The following is a 15,416-nucleotide window of genomic DNA, read 5'->3' on the forward strand; positions in this document are numbered from 1 at the left end:
TCGCCTTCGTTCTCAGTAGACCCGCGCCTTCGGCGGGATGTACTGCACGTCGTTGGTCATCGTGTAATCGTGCACCGGGCGATACTCGATCGAGGTCTTGCCGCTCGAATCCAGCCACGCCAGGGTGTGCTTCATCCAGGTCTTGTCGTCGCGCTCGGGGAAATCCTCGCGAGCATGCGCGCCGCGGCTCTCGGTGCGGTTCGCCGCAGAGTCCATCGTCACGACCGCCTGGACGATCAGATTGTCGAATTCAAGCGTCTCGACCAGGTCGGAGTTCCAAACCAGCGAGCGGTCGGACACCGAGATGTCGCCGATGCCGCCATAGACCTTGTGGATCAGGTTCTGGCCTTCCTGCAGCACTTCGCCGGTGCGGAACACCGCGCAATTGTTCTGCATCACGTGCTGCATGCTGTCGCGCAGCTTGGCGGTCGGCGTGGAGCCGGAGGCGTGGCGGAAGTGATCGAGCCGGCCGAGCGCGCGGTCGGCGGAATCCTTCGGCAACTCGGCCTGCTTGGCGTTGGCCGTCAGCTTCTCGGCGCAGCGCAGCGCAGCGGCGCGGCCGAACACCACGAGGTCGATCAGCGAGTTGGAGCCGAGGCGGTTGGCACCGTGCACCGACACGCAGGCGGCCTCGCCGATCGCCATCAGGCCCGGCACCACCGAATTGTCGTCGCCGTTGCGCTTGGTCAGGACTTCGGCGTGATAGTTCGTTGCGATGCCGCCCATGTTGTAATGCACGGTCGGCACGATCGGGATCGGCTCGCGGGTGACGTCGACATTGGCGAAGATCTTCGCCGACTCGGAAATACCCGGCAGCCGCTCTTGCAACACCTTGGGATCGAGATGGTCGAGGTGCAGGAAGATGTGATCCTTCTTCTTGCCGACGCCGCGGCCTTCGCGGATCTCGATCGTCATCGCGCGCGACACGACGTCGCGCGAGGCGAGGTCCTTCGCCGACGGCGCATAGCGTTCCATGAAGCGCTCGCCCTCGGAATTGACGAGATAGCCGCCTTCGCCGCGCGCGCCCTCGGTGACGAGGCAGCCCGAGCCGTAGATGCCGGTTGGGTGGAACTGGACGAACTCCATGTCCTGCAGCGGAAGGCCGGCACGCAGCACCATGCCGCCGCCGTCGCCGGTGCAGGTGTGCGCCGAGGTGCAGGAAGCATAGGCGCGGCCGTAGCCGCCGGTGGCCAGGATCGTGGTCTGGGCGCGGAAGCGATGCAGCGTGCCGTCATCGAGCTTGAGCGCGATCACGCCGCGGCAGACGCCCTGGTCATCCATGATCAGGTCGATGGCGAAGAATTCGATGAAGAACTCGGCCGAGTGGCGCAGCGACTGGCCATACATCGTGTGCAGCATGGCGTGACCGGTGCGATCGGCGGCGGCGCAGGTGCGCTGCGCCTGGCCCTTGCCGTAGTCGATGGTCATGCCGCCGAACGGACGCTGGTAGATCCGGCCGTCCTCGGTGCGCGAGAACGGAACGCCCCAATGCTCGAGTTCGTAGACCGCCTCGGGCGCGTTGCGCACCATGTATTCGATCGCGTCCTGATCGCCGAGCCAGTCCGACCCCTTCACGGTGTCGTACATGTGCCAGCGCCAGTCGTCCTGATGCATGTTGCCGAGCGAGGCCGAGATGCCGCCCTGCGCCGCAACCGTGTGCGACCGGGTCGGGAACACCTTGGTGATGCAGGCCGTGCGCAGGCCCGCCTCCGAGCAGCCGACCACGGCGCGCAGGCCCGCGCCGCCGGCGCCGACCACGACGACGTCGTAGGTGTGGTCCTGAATCGGGTAAGCCTTGCCGTTCGTGGCCGGGCCACTGTTGGTGGCCTTGCCGTTTCCTTCACCGGCCATGGATTACACTCCCGACGACAATTTGAGGATTGCGTAGATCGAGGCCATCGCGACCACGAAGCAGAAGAAGTTGTTCGCCATCACGCTCGCGATCTTCAGCTTCTCGTTATGCACGTAGTCTTCGATCACCACCTGCATGCCGATCTTCATGTGCCAGACGCTGGCGATAATGAAGAGCAGCAGGATGACTGCGATCGGCAGCGAGCCGAGGATCTGTGCCGCGCCGGCCTGGTTGCGGCCGAGCAGCATGATCACGACGATGATCACAGGGATGATGAGTAACGTCATGGCGACCGCGGTGACGCGTTGGCGCCAGAAGTCGCCGGTGCCGCTATGCGAGGAGCCGAGGTTGCGGACGCGCGCCAGTGGCGTGCGCATCGAGGACGGGCTGCTCATCGACCACCTCCGACAGCATAGGCAATGATCCAGATGAGGACGGTGAGCGAGATGCCGCCGACCAGGGCGCCCCAGGTCAGCGCCTCGCGTTCATTCGCCTTGAACCCGTAGCCGAGATCCCAGACGAAATGCCGGATGCCGCTCAGCAGGTGATGCATCAGCGCCCAAGTGTAGCCGAACACGATCAGCTTGCCGATGACGCTGCCGGTGAAGGCCTGGACGTTGGCGTAGGCGGTCGGACCGGAAGCTGCCGCAATCAGCCACCAGGCGAGCAGCAGCGTTCCGAAATAGAGCGCAATGCCGGTGGCGCGGTGGACGATGGACAGCGCCATCGTCAGGGTCCAGCGATAGCTTTGGATATGGGGCGAAAGGGGTCGTTCGATCCTGGCGGTCATCGGCGGGCTTTATGTTGTGTGGGACCGCGGCCGGCCCAACGGGGAACGCGGTAGATGAATTCTATTTACGGAGTCGAACCACGCCGCGCAACGGCCAAATAGCCTTCGGTCGAACCGAAGTTCATTTCTAGCTTTGCCGAATTCTGGTTGAAGCGCAGTGTGGTATACCACATGCAAGGCCAGCGAACCAAAAAATGAATCGATATATCGCAGCGTCGATCGGGGCCGCTAGCTGCGTGCCATCGGGGCTCGAAAGGCGTCGATCCTGCCCCATTGTTCCACCAGATAATCGACAAATGCCCTGATCTTAGGCGATGCGAGGCGCGATGGCTGGAACGTCAGATGCAGCGGCGTTGGCGCGGGTTCGTGATCGATGAGCAGCCGTTTAAGGCGGCCATTCGCGAGGTCCGTCTGCACCTGCCACGATGGCGCGCGGACGATGCCGGCGCCATCCCGGGCCGCACCGACCAGCGCATCGAGGCTATTCATCCAGAGCCGACCGGATATGCGGACTTTGCGGCCCGACTTCGTGCCATTGCCGAAGCGCCATGCGGCACTGCCGGGCGAATCGGAGAACACTAGGCAGTCATGCGTCGCAAGATCGTTCGGCGTCCGCGGCGCGCCGTGCCGGGCCAGGTAATCGGGTGATGCGCACACGATCATCTGGAGGTCGGTGAGCCGTCGCGTGACGAGCTGCGAATCGCGCAACCGGCCGATGCGAATGGCCAGATGGATGTCCTCCTCGACCATGTCGACGGCGCGGTCGATCAGCAGGAGGTCGACGGCAAGCGCCGGATAGCGGCGGAGAAACCCGACCAGCAGCGGCGATATCACGAGCCGTCCAATCAGGCTCGGAGAGCTGACGCGAATTCGCCCCGATGGCTGATGCGGGTCGCGCGACAACGCCGCTTCGATTTCCTTGACCTCGCCGAGAATGGATTTCGCGCGTTCGTAGAGGATTCGTCCATCGTCCGTCAGCGCAAGCCGGCGGGTGGTGCGCAACAGCAGACGGGTGCCGAAATGCTGCTCGAGGGCGCTGATCTGGCGACTCACCGAGGTCAGCGAACTCGGCAGTGCGCGCGCCGCCGCCGATAGGCTGCCGCTTTCGACCGCGCGGACAAATGCCGCCATCGCTGCAAGCTGGTCCAAGCTCGATCCTTCCGCATTTCGCAAGAGAGCCTGCTCAACGGCATGGATACTCCCAATTCCTAAAACGGGCTATGGGTGTCGGCGAATCGTGACGCCGCCGAACCTGGTGCTTCGGCGAGACCGCCAACGCTGCGTGAAGGGCAAGATGGCCGGCCTGGACCCCAAGGAATTGTTGGAGCTTGCGCTGCTGCTGATCACGGTGGGAGCGCTGTCCGGCTTTCTCGCCGGCGTGTTCGGCATCGGCGGCGGCGCGATCCTGGTGCCGGTGTTCTACGAGTGCTTCCGCCTCGCCGGCGTGCCGCTGGAGGTGCGGATGCCGCTCTGCATCGGCACGTCGCTTGCGATCATCATTCCGACCTCGCTGAGTTCGTTCCGCGCCCATTATCGCCGCGGCGCGGTCGATCTGGAGATCCTCAGGCGATGGTGGCTGCCGATCGTGCTCGGCGTCTTGGCCGGCAGCGTCACGGCGCGGTTTGCGCCGGAGCGGCTGTTCAAGATCGTGTTCGTGATGGTGGCATGGTCGGCAGCAGCGCGCCTGCTGCTCGCGCGCGAGACCTGGAAGCTCGGCGATGATGTGCCGAAGGGTTTTCTGATGCGGGTCTATGGCTTCCTGGTCGGTCTGTTGTCGACCCTGATGGGGATCGGCGGCGGCCTGTTCGCGAACCTCCTGATGACCTTCTACGGCCGGCCGATCCATCAGGCGGTCGCGACGTCGTCGGCGCTCGCCGTGTTGATCTCGATCCCCGGCGCGCTCGGCTATGTCTATGCCGGCTGGCCCGCCGCGGCACGCTTTCCAGATGTCGCCGCGCTGCAACTGCCGTTCGCGCTCGGTTACGTCTCGCTGATCGGCACGCTGCTGGTGATGCCGACCACGCTCGTCACCGCGCCGCTCGGCGTGAAGGTCGCGCACGCGCTGTCAAAGCGCGCGCTGGAGTTGGCGTTCGGGACGTATCTCTTTATCGTGGGCGGACGGTTCGTGGTCAGCCTGTTGAATGGTGCATAGTTTCGTAGCCCGGATGGAGCGAAAGCGTAATCCGGGATCAGTCTACCCGCCCGCAAGAGTCCCGGATTGCGCTTCGCTCCATCCGGGCTACGGCGCTTTATCGTGGGCGCACGGTTCCTGGTCAGTCTCGTCGGCGGGCAATGGTCCCAATCAATCTTTCAACCGGACTTCGCTGTTGCCCCAGTACCGCAGATCGCCGACGGCCTCGATGCGATCCAAATCAGAGAGCACCTGCAATCGCGCCGCGGTCGCTTCATGACTAATGGTCCAACCAAGCTCCTTGAAGCGCTTTTCTGCATCGGTCACAAACGCTGCGACTTTCCGCCAGCGGGACTTCAGAAGCGAGATGATAACGTCGTCGAGCCGATCTTCCGTTACACCCGACGGAAGCTTCACCTCGCTCCATGTCAATTCGCTGCAAAGTAGGGGCGGTTTCTCTTCCTCTTCGGGCGGCAGCAAGTCCGGATACTGTTCGCAAATCGGAAGGAGCAGCTTGCCTTCCAGGTCGCTAAGAACCTCTTGAAGCAAGTCGTCGTATCGGATGCGTTCCTGCTTGCCGAGCCCTGCAATGGCCATTTCGGCCTTGTACATAGCCTCGACGGCATCGAGGAGATGACCGCCGATCCGCTCGGCATACTCGCGCTTCATTGCCCCTCCCTCGTGAAACTTCCAGTTTCCTCACGCCTTCGCGTAAATATCCTTATACCGATCGCGCAGAATGTTCTTCTGCACCTTGCCCATAGCGTTGCGCGGCAATTCGTCGACGACGAACACCCGCTTGGGCATCTTGAACTTTGCGAGCCGTCCGTCGAGCGCCTTCAGCACCGAGGCTTCGCTGACGTCGGCGCCCTTGTTGCAGACCAATACGGCGGTGACGCCTTCGCCGAAATCGGCATGCGGCACGCCGATTACGGCCGATTCGACCACGCCCGGCATCGCGTCGATCTCGCTCTCAATCTCCTTCGGGTAGACGTTGAAGCCGCCTGAGATCACCAGGTCCTTGCCGCGGCCGAGGATGTGGACATAGCCCTTGTCGTCGATCTTGCCGAGGTCGCCGGTGATGAAGAAGCCGTCGTCGCGGAATTCAGCCTTGGTCTTCTCCGGCATCCGCCAGTAGCCCTTGAAGACGTTCCGGCCCTTGACCTCGATCATGCCGATCGTCTCCGGCGGCAGCACCTTGCCGGTCTCGGGTTCGGTGACCCGCACCGACACGCCGGGCAGCGCGAAGCCGACGGCGCCGGGCACGCGGTCGCCGTCATAGGGGTTGGAAGTGTTCATGTTGGTCTCGGTCATGCCGTAGCGCTCGAGCACGGCATGTCCGGTGCGCGCGGACCATTCGCGATGCGTGTCGGCGAGCAGCGGCGCTGAGCCCGAGATGAACAGCCGCATGTGCTTGGTCGCATCCTTGTTCAGGCCCGGGTTCTGCAGCAGGCGGGTGTAGAAGGTCGGCACGCCCATTAGCACGGTGGCGCGCGCCATCAGCTTCAGGATCAGATCCGGATCGAACTTCGGCAGGAAAATCATCGAGGCCCGCGCGAACAGCGTGACGTTGCTCGCCACGAACAGGCCATGGGTATGATAGATCGGCAGCGCGTGGATCAACACGTCCTTATCGGTGAAGCGCCAATAGTCGACGAGGGAATACGAGTTCGATGCCAGATTGTCGTGGGACAGCATCGCGCCCTTGGAGCGGCCGGTGGTGCCCGACGTGTAGAGGATCGCGGCGAGGTCGTCGTTGCCACGCTGCACCGTGGCAAAATCCTTGGCCGCCTTGTCGGCGGCCTCGGTCAGCGAGCCCTTGCCGCTCGCGTCGAGCGTCTCGACTTTGGCGCCGACCTGGCCCGCGATGGCCTTGATCCCCTCCAGCTTGGAGGGATCGCAAACCACCACCGTCGGCTCTGCGTCGGTGATGAAGTATTCGAGCTCGTTCAGCGTATAGGCGGTGTTGAGCGGCAGATAGACGCCGCCGGCACGAACGGTGGCGAGATAGAGCACGAGGCCCGAGACCGACTTCTCGGTCTGTGCCGCGACGCGATCTCCCGGCTTGACGCCACGGCTGACCAGCACGTTCGCGATCTGGCCGGCGCGGGCGATCAGGTCGCCATAGGAGATGCGGCTGCCGTCGAGTTGCTCGATCGCGAGCCGGTTGGGATCGTCGAGGCCGTCGAACAGGCGGGAAAACAGGTTGGCGTTGGCGGTCGTGTTCATGCAACATCCCCGAGGGGCGAAAGGGCCGGTAAGTGCAGGTTGGATTAGCAAAAACGCCCTTCGGAAAGCAACGGAGACAGTTTGCATGACAAAAAACGAGAAACGCGTGGCCTGGGTGACCGGCGGTGGCACGGGGATCGGTGAATCCGGGGCGGAGTTCCTGGCCGCGGACGGCTGGACGGTGGTGATCTCCGGCCGCCGCAAGGAGGAGCTGGATCGCGTCGTCGCCACCGTTACGAAGAACGGCGGCAAGGCGGAGGCCATCCCGCTTGACGTCAGCAAAAAGGCCGACGTCAACAAGGTGGCCGAGACAATCGTTGCCAAGCACGGCCGGATCGACCTCCTGGTCAACAGCGCCGGCATCAACGTGCCGAAGCGAAGCTGGGCTGACATGGAGCTGGAGGGCTGGGACAAGCTGGTCGAGATTAACCTCAACGGCGTGCTCTATTGCATGCATGCGGTGTTGCCGACGATGCGCAAGCAGAAGGACGGCTGTATCATCAACGTCGCCTCCTGGGCCGGCCGCCATGTCTCGAAGATGCCGGGACCGGCGTACACCACGACCAAGCACGCGGTGCTGGCGCTGACGCACTCCTTCAACATGGACGAATGCGTCAACGGTCTGCGCGCCTGCTGCCTGTCGCCGGGCGAGGTCGCCACGCCCATCCTCAAGTTGCGGCCGGTGGTGCCGAGCGAGGCCGAGCAGGCCAAGATGCTGCAGCCCGAGGATCTCGGCCGCACCATCGCCTTCGTCGCCAGCATGCCGCCGCGCGTCTGCATGAACGAGATCCTGATCAGCCCGACGCACAACCGCGGCTTCATCCAGACGCCGGCAAATAGGGATTAGGCCTAGCCGGATTAAGCCCGACCTGTCTTCTCCTTCCCCCTGAAAGGGGGAAGGCCGGGATGGGGGTCAGCCGCAGGCGACGCTTGCATGTGGAGAGAGCAGATCCCCACCTGCTTTGCTCTGGCGAGCAAAGCGACCTCCCCTTTGCAAGGGGAGGTTCAAGCTTGCGTACCCCGGATGGAGCGAAGTGCAATCCAGGGCAGCGTCTCCGCGGAAGGATTGTCCCGGATTTCGCTGCGCTGCATCCGAGCTTCCATCTTCTCCTTCCCCCTGAAAGGGGGAAGGTCGGGATGGGGGTCAGCCGCAAGCGACGCTGCGTGTGGGGAGAGCAGATCCCCACCCGCTTTGCTCTGGCGAGCAAAGCGACCTCCCCTTTGCAAGGGGAGGTTCAAGCTGCGTAGCCCGGATGGAGCGAAGCGCAATCCGGGGCAGCTTCTCCGTGGAAGGATTGTCCCGGATTTCGCTGCGCTTCGTCCGGGCTACAATCGGGTGGGTCCCACGATCGCGCCTGACATTAGTTTCACGCATCACGATAAATTATCCGCCGAAACCGCCCGCAAAACCTCCCGTAGCTCGGGCCAACGACGACGCACTCAATCCTGTCGTCGTTGAGCCCTTCATCCCGGCGCAGCGCGCCGGTCATATCACTATCGGGAGAGTTTCCATGTCCAAGCCTATTGCACTGTTCTCGGCCGCAGCGTTCGCCGCACTCACCCTCACCGCAACCGTCGTCACACCGGTCGGCGCCGCGGAGAAGACCGTGATGGTCGGTGGGGCCGCGATGTTCCCCTCGAAGAACATCATCCAGAACGCCGTCAACTCGAAGGATCACACCACGCTGGTCTCCGCGGTGAAGGCCGCGGGCCTGGTCGGCACGCTGGAAGGCAAGGGCCCGTTCACGGTGTTCGCGCCGACCAATGCCGCGTTCGGCAAGCTGCCGGCCGGAACCGTCGACAATCTCGTGAAGCCCGAGAACAAGACGACGCTGACCAGGATCCTCACCTACCACGTGGTCCCTGGCAAGCTCGAGGCATCAGATCTCGCCGATGGCAAGATGCTGAAAACCGTCGAGGGCGAGGAGCTCACGGTGAAGAAGCAGGGCGGCAAGGTCTGGATCGTCGATGCCAAAGGCGGCTCCGCCATGGTGACGATCTCCAACGTCAACCAGTCGAACGGTGTCATCCACGTGATCGATACCGTCCTGATGCCGGCGACGTAACACCTGATCGCCCTGTTTAATCCCGACACGACGCGTGAAACGGCGAGCCGGGTGACCAGCGCCCGGCTCGCATTTTTGTGACCGCACTGGACGGTGTCCATCAAACTGATAACGCGCGTTTCCGTAACGGAATGGCAGTTCCCGTCGTATAAGCGGATAATGATCTTGAATAGAGAACATCCGATGCCGAGTCTTGCCGTCAGCGGCCACCATGCAGACAGTGCGACGCCCGCGAAGGTCATTCAGCCGGCGTGGGTGCGTGTGCTGCACTGGATCAATGCGCTCGCCATGATCATGATGATCATGTCGGGCTGGCAGATCTACAACGCCTCGCCCCTGTTCAACTTCACCTTTCCCCCGAGCATTACGCTGGGCGGCTGGCTCGCCGGCGGGTTGCTGTGGCACTTCGCTGCGATGTGGCTGTTGATGGTCAACGGCCTGGTCTATCTGATCCTCGGCTTCATCACCGGCCGGTTCCGTCGCAAGCTGTTGCCGATCACGCCGGGCGGCGTGATCTCCGACACCAAGGCGGCGCTCACCTTCAAGCTGTCGCATGACGATCTCAGCAAATACAATTACGTGCAGAAATTGCTCTATGCCGGCATCATCATTGTCGGCGTGGTCATCGTGCTGTCCGGGCTGTCGATGTGGAAGCCGGTGCAGTTGTACTGGCTGTCGGCGTTGTTCGGCGGCTACGACATCGCGCGCTACGTTCACTTCACCTGCATGGCGCTGATCGTCGCCTTCCTGGTGATCCATGTCGCGCTCGCGGTGCTGGTGCCGAAGAGCCTGCGCGCGATGATCAGCGGGCGTTGAGGAGGTTGTCATGGGCCGCATGCGCAAGCTTCTGATCCCCGGCGTCGACAAGAGACTGCTGGTCCGCGACGCCGTGAAAACCATGCCGGATCCGACCCGGCGCCGCTTTATCACGACCGGCGCGAGCCTCGGTGCGCTGACGCTGCTGACCGGCTGCGATGTGGTCGATTCGTCCTCGGCGGAGGAACTGCTGAAGAAGGTGTCGAAGTTCAACGACGCCGTGCAGGCCTGGATGTTCAATCCGGAAGCGCTTGCGCCGACCTTCCCTGAGAGCATGATCACCAAGCCGTTCCCGTACAATGCTTATTACGATCTCGACGATGCGCCCGATATTGACGGCAAGGATTGGAAGCTCGAGGTGCGCGGGCTGGTCGACAACAAGAAGTCCTGGACGCTGGACGAGCTTTATCAATTGCCGCAGGTCAAGCAGGTCACCCGGCACATCTGCGTCGAGGGCTGGAGCGCGATCGGGAGCTGGACCGGCACGCCGCTGCGCGATTTCCTCAAGCTGGTCGGCGCCGACACGCGCGCGAAATATGTCTGGTTCCAGTGCGCCGACAAGGACGGCTACAACTCGCCGCTGGACATGCGCAGCGCACTGCATCCGCAGACCCAGATGACGTTCAAGTTCGCCGACCAGATCCTGCCGCGCGCCTATGGCTATCCGATGAAGATCCGGGTGCCGACCAAGCTCGGCTTCAAGAATCCGAAATACGTGGTCTCGATGGAAGTCACCAACGACTACAAGGGTGGCTACTGGGAAGACCAGGGGTATAACTCGTTCAGCGGGAATTGAGAGGGCGAGTAGCGAATGGTAGGGCGTTCCTATTCGCCACCCGCTACTCACTATTCGCCGATTTCGGCCCCACCTTGCGTTGAAACGCCGCCAGCAGCGCTCCCAGCGCCAGCATCGCCGCCGAGACGTTCAGCGCGAATGACAGGCTGCCGACCGCGTCGGTGATGGCGCCGACCACGATCGGGCCGAGCGTCTGGCCGATGCCGAAGGCGATGGTCATGGCCGCGATCGCCGTGGGCCAGGCTTCCGGCGGGTAGTTGAGGCGGACGAAGGCGGTGGTCGAGCCGACCACCGCAAAGAAGGCGACGCCGAACACCAGCGCCGAGATGGCGAGCAATAGCGGCGAATGCCCGAAGATCGGCAGACTGGCGCCCAGCGCGTTTACGCCGAGGATGATCATGGTCGCGAGCCCGCCGCGGTCGAGTGCCAGCACGCGTCGCCAAACCCATGGCGTCACGAACGCGCTGACGCCGATCAGGCTCCAGAACGCGCTCTGCGCCGCCGCGCCGCCGCCGCCGTCGCGGACATAGGCGATCATGAAGGTCATGTAGGCGATGTAGCCGGCACCGAACAGGAAGTAGCTGGTGAGATAGATCAGGACCGGGGCGATCGCGAACTTCGTCCGTGCGATGCCACCGGCGGTGGGGTCGGCGTGGAACGGCGCGAACCACAGCGGCAGGATCATGGCGATTGAAAGCAGCGTCATCGCCCACCATACGATCCACCACGAGCCCGCGCCGAAGCCCTGCAGCACGAAGGGGGCGATCAGGCCGGAGGCCAGGATGCCGATGCCCGGTCCGGCGTAGAACAGGCTGATCAGGAAATTGGCGCGGTGCGGCCGCGATTGCGCGATGGTCGCCGCAAGCGTGCCGCCGCCGACAAAGCCGATCGCGGCCGCGAGGCCGAGCAAGAGGCGGGCGAAGCTCAACACGACGAAATTGCCCGAGACGGCCGACAGCGCCAGCGACAGCACGCAAGCGAGCGTCGACCAGCGCACCGATGTCGCAAGGCCGAAGCGCTGAATCAGGCGGGAGGCGAGCAGCGCGCCGACCAGATAGCCGGCGGCGTTGATCGTGTTCATGAAGCCGGCAGCAGAATAGGACCACGCCAGCGAGTCGCGCATGTCGGGCAGCACCAGCGAATAGGCAAAGCGGCCGATGCCGAGGCCTATGGTCGGTGCCAGCGACAGAATAAGGATCAGCCGCGCGGGATGCGCGTAGGATGGGTTGGGGGCTCTCACAAATCACTCCGGCAGTGCCGGCATTGTGGCAGGCCGCGCCGATCCTGCCCAGCGCCGCGCGCCGCAACGGTGTCTTGCGAAAAGGGCAATCAGGCGATCAGCACGAGGGCCACGCCGATCACGGTCAGCGCGGTCCCGGCGACAATCCGCATCGTGATCTCGATGTGCTTGAGCAGCATCGCACTCAGCGCCACCGTGACCAGGGGATAGACGGCGGCGAGCGGCGCCACCAGCGTGATCGGGCCGTTGCGGACCGCCGCGAACAGGCTAAGGGCGCTGAGCCCGTTGCTGATCCCGGTCATCGCGAACCAGAACCGGCCCTCGCGCGGGGCCTGTACCATGAAGCTGCCCTTTCGAATCCGCTGCACCGTCAGCACCACGAGCGAGGACATGACGTAGCCGACGAGGCACGCCCACAGCGGGCTTGGCCAGATCGCGAGCCCGAGCTTGGCGATCGGCGGCACGATGCCACGCACCAGCGCACTGGTGAGCGGCAGCAGCAGCGCCCAGCTCCGCCAATGGCCGAGGTCGCGCGGCCGGGTCACGGTGATGATCGCAGCCCCCGCAACCGCGACGACGAGACCGACGAGCTGCTGCGGTTCCAGCGGCTCATGCAGCAGGGCCACAGCGGCGGTGACCGCGAACAGCGGTGCGAGATTGCCCAGCGTCGAGGTGATGACAGGTCCGAGCGCCCGGTTCGACGCGAAGGTCAGGAACGTCAGCGACGCCGGAAAGAACAGGCCGACCGCCATGAAGATCGGCAGTCCCCGCCAGACCACCGGCTCGCCGTGCAGGATCAGCGGCGACAGCAGCACGAACAGCAGGGTGAAAGAAGGCACGCTGATGGCGGCGCCCGACAGCGGCTCGACAGTGCGCAGGCCGAGTTGCGCCAACACGACCCCGGCGCCGAGGAAAAGGGCCGAGGCAAAGGCGTAGAGGATGGCTGCGGTCATGAGGTCCGTCTTGTTGGCTTCTTGGGGCGCGGGTTGCTTCGTTCGGGGAGGCATTTTGGGCCTGGACAGGGCGCCTTGCCAATCCGCGCCCGGCGTTTTAGCACTCGCGCCGAATGATGGCGGGCATGCCCGATTGAGTGAGGTAACACCATGGCGACCCATAAACTGCTGCTTCTCCCCGGCGACGGCATCGGCCCCGAAGTGATGGCCGAGGTGCAGCGCCTGATCGACTGGCTGAACGCGCAGGGGATCGCGAAGTTCGAGACCGAGCAGGGGCTGGTCGGCGGCTCGGCTTACGACGCTCACAAGGTGTCGATCTCCGAGGGCGATATGGCGAAGGCGCTGGCCGCCGATGCCGTGATCTTCGGCGCGGTCGGCGGTCCCAAGTGGGACAGCGTGCCCTATGAGGTGCGCCCGGAGGCCGGCCTGCTACGGCTGCGCAAGGACCTCGGCCTGTTCGCCAACCTGCGCCCGGCGGTGTGCTACCCGGCGCTGGCGGAGGCCTCGAGCCTGAAGCGCGACGTCGTCGAGGGCCTCGACATCATGATCGTGCGCGAGCTCACCGGCGGCGTCTATTTCGGCGAGCCGAAGACCATCACCGATCTCGGCAACGGCCAGAAGCGCGCGATCGATACCCAGGTCTACGACACCTACGAGATCGAGCGCATCGGCCGCGTCGCCTTCGACCTCGCGCGCAAGCGCCGCAACAAGGTGACGTCGATGGAAAAGCGCAACGTCATGAAATCGGGCGTGCTCTGGAACGAGGTCATGACTCAGGTGCATGCGCGCGAATACAAGGACGTCACGCTGGAACATCAGCTCGCCGATTCCGGCGGCATGAACCTGGTGAAGGCGCCGAAGCAGTTCGACGTCATCGTCACGGACAATCTGTTCGGCGACATGCTGTCCGACATCGCAGCAATGCTGACCGGCTCGCTCGGCATGCTGCCGTCGGCCTCGCTCGGCGAGATCGACGCCAAGACCAGGAAGCGCCGCTCGCTGTTCGAGCCGGTGCACGGCTCGGCGCCCGACATCGCAGGCAAGGGCCTCGCGAACCCGATCGCGATGATCTCCTCGTTCGGCATGGCGCTGCGCTATTCCTTCGACATGGGCGATCTCGCCGACAAGGTCGATGCGGCGATCGCGGCTGTCCTAGCCAGCGGATTGCGCACCGCCGACATCAAGTCGGAAGGCACCACGCCCGCCAGCACGACGCAGATGGGCCAAGCGATCCTGAAGGAGTTGCAGAAGTTGCACGCGTGACGGCTGTGCGGCCACAACGGCGGTGTCGTCCCGGCGAAAGCCCATAGGCGTTAAGTTAGGCTTGCGGTGCGGGATGGTTCGTGATTCCAGCATGGCATGAGATATGAAGCACTGGCGAATCGCGACTGGGCGGGGATCGTAACCCGGCTTGGAGGGGCCGCAGCGCTCGATCGGACCGCACGGGAGACGAAGGCTTTCGTGCGTCCGCGCGAGATACGCAATGCCGTGGACTTGCTGCGGTTGATCCTGGCGTATTGCCTTGGTGAACGGGGATTTCGATTGACGGCGGCATGGGCGACGTCGGTCGGTCTTGTCGATGTTTCGAGCGTGGCTCTGTTGTACCGCTTGCGCCAGTGCGGGGATTGGCTGGCGCTCCTGATCGGGCAGGCACTCGCTGCCGCAGCTCCGAGGGCCGGCCGAGGTCGCCTGATCCGCATCATCGATGCCACGACGGTGCCGAAGAAGGGGTTGAATGGCAGGAAGAAGAACGAGGTGTGGCGCATTCACAGCGCGTTCGATCTTCCGCAAGAGCGTTTTGGCCACTTCGAACTGACCGATCAACAGGACGGCGAGAGGCTCGACCGGATTCCGGCGGTTGCGGGCGAGATCCGTCTTGCCGATCGGGCCTATTTGCAGCCGGAGCGCATGGCAACATTGATCCAGGCCGGCGCAGACTTCGTCATTCGAGCGGGTTGGAAGAGCGCACGCTGGCTCGATGGTAAGGGCTGTGCATTCAATCTGATCGCCGAACTGCGCAAGGCGGCGGAACGAGGCCTCCTCGATTGTCCGATCTGGATCAAACCCAAGCGCGGCACGCCGCTCGCCATGCGTCTGGTCGCCGTCAAGAAGCCGCAACAGGCCGCTGCCGAGGCGCGGCGCAAGGCGCGCCGGACCGCACAGAAGGGCGGCCATCAGCTCTCCAATAAAACGCTGCAGGCCGCCGATTGGGTCATCCTGGTGACCTCACTTGCGCCAGATGACTTCACCACGGATGACATTCTCGCCCTCTACCGCCTGCGCTGGCGGATCGAGCTGGGCTTCAAGCGGCTGAAGAGCCTGGTTGGTTTGAAGGGGCCGCCGGGAACTAACGAGCGATCCGCCAGATCGCATATCCTTGCTCATCTGCTGATGATTCTATTGCTCGAGCCGCTCGTCGACGAACTCGAGGACTCTCCCCGCTTGGCGGAAGCCGCCTGACCAGTCCTGGCGCCTGGCGATTGCTCCGTCAGCTCATCGTCTCACTCTTGCAGGCCGTCATTCCGCAACCCGCAATGGCTCGT

Annotated in this window: 15 protein-coding genes; 7 read left to right on the forward strand and 8 right to left on the reverse strand. The window is 63.9% G+C overall.

All coding sequences use genetic code 11. The annotated features are described in order from the left end of the window. Positions 1–12 precede the first annotated feature (12 nt). The 4 genes from sdhA to P6U25_RS01610 all read right to left on the reverse strand — a co-directional run bounded on the left by sdhA (position 13) and on the right by P6U25_RS01610 (position 3,791). The gene (sdhA, locus tag P6U25_RS01595; protein ID WP_407149697.1) at positions 13–1,851 is read right to left on the reverse strand and encodes a succinate dehydrogenase flavoprotein subunit; all 1,839 of its coding nucleotides are present in this window, start codon (positions 1,849–1,851) and stop codon (positions 13–15) included. 3 nt (positions 1,852–1,854) lie between these two features. Continuing rightward, on the reverse strand, positions 1,855–2,229 hold the full coding sequence (sdhD, locus tag P6U25_RS01600) for a succinate dehydrogenase, hydrophobic membrane anchor protein (protein WP_407152728.1): 375 nt from the start codon (positions 2,227–2,229) through the stop codon (positions 1,855–1,857). Between the two features lie 14 nt (positions 2,230–2,243). Continuing rightward, the gene (sdhC, locus tag P6U25_RS01605) at positions 2,244–2,642 is read right to left on the reverse strand and encodes a succinate dehydrogenase, cytochrome b556 subunit (RefSeq protein WP_407149698.1); all 399 of its coding nucleotides are present in this window, start codon (positions 2,640–2,642) and stop codon (positions 2,244–2,246) included. 228 nt (positions 2,643–2,870) lie between these two features. Beyond that, positions 2,871–3,791, reverse strand: a complete 921-nt coding sequence (locus tag P6U25_RS01610; RefSeq protein ID WP_407149699.1) for a LysR family transcriptional regulator — start codon at positions 3,789–3,791, stop codon at positions 2,871–2,873. Positions 3,792–3,936: 145 nt separating this feature from the next. Here P6U25_RS01610 and P6U25_RS01615 point away from each other — a divergent pair, with 145 nt between their 5' ends. Then, complete coding sequence (locus tag P6U25_RS01615; RefSeq protein ID WP_407149700.1) at positions 3,937–4,794, forward strand: sulfite exporter TauE/SafE family protein; 858 nt, start codon at positions 3,937–3,939, stop codon at positions 4,792–4,794. Between the two features lie 150 nt (positions 4,795–4,944). On the opposite strand, the gene P6U25_RS01620 is transcribed toward P6U25_RS01615, so the two are convergent. Continuing rightward, complete coding sequence (locus P6U25_RS01620) at positions 4,945–5,442, reverse strand: hypothetical protein (protein WP_407149701.1); 498 nt, start codon at positions 5,440–5,442, stop codon at positions 4,945–4,947. Between the two features lie 30 nt (positions 5,443–5,472). Continuing rightward, a complete protein-coding gene (locus tag P6U25_RS01625; protein ID WP_407149702.1) occupies positions 5,473–7,002 on the reverse strand; it encodes a malonate--CoA ligase in 1,530 nt (509 codons plus the stop codon). Positions 7,003–7,087: 85 nt separating this feature from the next. Between P6U25_RS01625 and P6U25_RS01630 the strand changes: the two genes are divergently transcribed. The 4 genes from P6U25_RS01630 (at position 7,088) to P6U25_RS01645 (ending at position 10,680) form a co-directional block, all read left to right on the forward strand. Then, on the forward strand, positions 7,088–7,849 hold the full coding sequence (locus P6U25_RS01630) for an SDR family oxidoreductase (protein ID WP_407149703.1): 762 nt from the start codon (positions 7,088–7,090) through the stop codon (positions 7,847–7,849). A gap of 664 nt (positions 7,850–8,513) precedes the next feature. After that, positions 8,514–9,068 (forward strand): fasciclin domain-containing protein, encoded by a 555-nt coding sequence (locus P6U25_RS01635; protein WP_407149704.1) that lies wholly within the window; start codon positions 8,514–8,516, stop codon positions 9,066–9,068. Positions 9,069–9,251: 183 nt separating this feature from the next. Continuing rightward, complete coding sequence (locus P6U25_RS01640; protein ID WP_407149705.1) at positions 9,252–9,884, forward strand: cytochrome b/b6 domain-containing protein; 633 nt, start codon at positions 9,252–9,254, stop codon at positions 9,882–9,884. 10 nt (positions 9,885–9,894) lie between these two features. Next, positions 9,895–10,680, forward strand: a complete 786-nt coding sequence (locus P6U25_RS01645; RefSeq protein ID WP_407149706.1) for a molybdopterin-binding protein — start codon at positions 9,895–9,897, stop codon at positions 10,678–10,680. A gap of 43 nt (positions 10,681–10,723) precedes the next feature. On the opposite strand, the gene P6U25_RS01650 is transcribed toward P6U25_RS01645, so the two are convergent. Next, positions 10,724–11,920, reverse strand: a complete 1,197-nt coding sequence (locus P6U25_RS01650; protein ID WP_407149707.1) for a YbfB/YjiJ family MFS transporter — start codon at positions 11,918–11,920, stop codon at positions 10,724–10,726. Positions 11,921–12,009: 89 nt separating this feature from the next. Beyond that, the gene (locus tag P6U25_RS01655; protein ID WP_407149708.1) at positions 12,010–12,873 is read right to left on the reverse strand and encodes an EamA family transporter; all 864 of its coding nucleotides are present in this window, start codon (positions 12,871–12,873) and stop codon (positions 12,010–12,012) included. A 150-nt stretch (positions 12,874–13,023) separates the two neighbouring features. Between P6U25_RS01655 and leuB the strand changes: the two genes are divergently transcribed. Next, positions 13,024–14,136, forward strand: a complete 1,113-nt coding sequence (gene leuB / locus P6U25_RS01660; protein ID WP_407149709.1) for a 3-isopropylmalate dehydrogenase — start codon at positions 13,024–13,026, stop codon at positions 14,134–14,136. A 96-nt stretch (positions 14,137–14,232) separates the two neighbouring features. Further along, complete coding sequence (locus tag P6U25_RS01665; protein ID WP_407148626.1) at positions 14,233–15,333, forward strand: IS4 family transposase; 1,101 nt, start codon at positions 14,233–14,235, stop codon at positions 15,331–15,333. Positions 15,334–15,416: the final 83 nt, after the last annotated feature.

This window comes from Bradyrhizobium sp. ORS 86 (genome assembly GCF_045571475.1).
Classification (GTDB): Bacteria; Pseudomonadota; Alphaproteobacteria; order Rhizobiales; family Xanthobacteraceae; genus Bradyrhizobium.

Bases quoted from the DNA above. Each gene is read 5' to 3' on its own strand.
- sdhA (WP_407149697.1), bottom strand. From the start codon at position 1,851: ATGGCCGGTGAAGGAAACGGCAAGGCCACCAACAGTGGCCCGGCCACG.
- sdhD (WP_407152728.1), bottom strand. From the start codon at position 2,229: ATGCGCACGCCACTGGCGCGCGTCCGCAACCTCGGCTCCTCGCATAGC.
- sdhC (WP_407149698.1), bottom strand. From the start codon at position 2,642: ATGACCGCCAGGATCGAACGACCCCTTTCGCCCCATATCCAAAGCTAT.
- P6U25_RS01615 (WP_407149700.1), top strand. From the start codon at position 3,937: ATGGCCGGCCTGGACCCCAAGGAATTGTTGGAGCTTGCGCTGCTGCTG.
- P6U25_RS01620 (WP_407149701.1), bottom strand. From the start codon at position 5,442: ATGAAGCGCGAGTATGCCGAGCGGATCGGCGGTCATCTCCTCGATGCC.
- P6U25_RS01625 (WP_407149702.1), bottom strand. From the start codon at position 7,002: ATGAACACGACCGCCAACGCCAACCTGTTTTCCCGCCTGTTCGACGGC.
- P6U25_RS01630 (WP_407149703.1), top strand. From the start codon at position 7,088: ATGACAAAAAACGAGAAACGCGTGGCCTGGGTGACCGGCGGTGGCACG.
- P6U25_RS01635 (WP_407149704.1), top strand. From the start codon at position 8,514: ATGTCCAAGCCTATTGCACTGTTCTCGGCCGCAGCGTTCGCCGCACTC.
- P6U25_RS01640 (WP_407149705.1), top strand. From the start codon at position 9,252: ATGCCGAGTCTTGCCGTCAGCGGCCACCATGCAGACAGTGCGACGCCC.
- P6U25_RS01645 (WP_407149706.1), top strand. From the start codon at position 9,895: ATGGGCCGCATGCGCAAGCTTCTGATCCCCGGCGTCGACAAGAGACTG.
- P6U25_RS01655 (WP_407149708.1), bottom strand. From the start codon at position 12,873: ATGACCGCAGCCATCCTCTACGCCTTTGCCTCGGCCCTTTTCCTCGGC.
- leuB (WP_407149709.1), top strand. From the start codon at position 13,024: ATGGCGACCCATAAACTGCTGCTTCTCCCCGGCGACGGCATCGGCCCC.
- P6U25_RS01665 (WP_407148626.1), top strand. From the start codon at position 14,233: ATGAGATATGAAGCACTGGCGAATCGCGACTGGGCGGGGATCGTAACC.